Source organism: Vibrio sp. 1727 (assembly GCF_033344415.1).
Taxonomy (GTDB): Bacteria; Pseudomonadota; Gammaproteobacteria; order Enterobacterales; family Vibrionaceae; genus Vibrio; species Vibrio alginolyticus.
This window is the reverse complement of the sequence record NZ_JAWPOT010000075.1, coordinates 1-1,146: the sequence shown is the minus strand read 5'-3', so window position 1 is coordinate 1,146 and position 1,146 is coordinate 1. Positions and strand designations below refer to the sequence as shown.

Genomic DNA, 1,146 nt, shown 5'->3' with positions numbered 1-1,146 from the left:
AAATGCAGTTGTTCTTTTTCTATCGCTTCATGCAGCGCAGATTGAATACGGACGTGCGATACCGATTTGTCAGTTAAATCCGGAGAGTAGAACGCGTAGCCGTTACGGCCATTTTTCTTCGCCAGATACATTGCGGTGTCGGCGTTTTTTAGCAGCGTTTCACTGTCTTGACCGTCGTTCGGGTAGAGTGCGATACCGATGCTGGTGGAGATCCGCAGCGAATCGTGATTTGCCAGATCGAACGGGCGGCGGAACACACCCAAAATCGAGCTTAACGTTTCGAGTAACGGAGAATCGCCGTCAATGTCTGGCAGTACGATGACAAATTCATCGCCACCGATGCGAGCCACATTCGCGTTCAGGTGCAAAATGTCTTGCAGGCGAACCGCCAGTTTCGACAACAGTTGATCACCACAGAAATGGCCCATGCTGTCGTTAATGTGCTTAAAGTGGTCGATATCAAGAAACAACGTAGCAAAAGGTTGTTCCATCTCGATGTGCTGTTCCAGCAAGCTGATCAAATGGGTTCGGTTGGGCAAGTTGGTCAGCGGATCGTAAAACGCCATGCGTTGCAGTTTCTCTTCGTGCGCTTTGCGCACTGAGATGTCCTCAAACACACAGATGTAGTTAATTAGGTGGTTTTTGTCATCCATTACCGCGCTAATAGTGGCTAATTGCGGGTAAATGCTGCCATCACGTTTGCGGTTGATAAACTCGCCTTTCCATTGACCTTTGGTTTCAAGTTGCTGCCAAAGTTGTTGGTAAAAAGCATCATCATGGTGCCCAGAGCGGAGGATGTTCGGGTTCTTCCCAATCACTTCTTCGGCGCTGAATCCGGTGATCTGCGAGAACGCGTTGTTGACATCAATGATATTGGCATTGCTGTCGGTAATGACCATACCTTCTTGCGAGTTGTTGAAGATTTTCGACGCCAACGACAATTGCGTTTCCACCATCTTGCGACGGGTGATGTTGCGCGTCATGCCCAAAATGCCGATCAGGTCACCGGCCTGATTTCGTACCGGTGATTTGATGGTTTCCAGCCAAGTTGGGTTGTTGTTTTCATCAATTTGGCGACACTCTTCAACGATGTTCTGTGTGCCAGTAGCGACCACTAATCGGTCGGCATCAATGAATTTTTCCGCG

At 48.9% G+C, this 1,146-nt stretch carries 1 protein-coding gene; it reads right to left on the bottom strand.

Annotated features, from left to right (window positions below):
• Positions 1-1,146, bottom strand: a 1,146-nt coding sequence (locus R8O10_RS23900; RefSeq protein WP_318191784.1) for a diguanylate cyclase domain-containing protein, incomplete at both ends; no start/stop codon positions are given.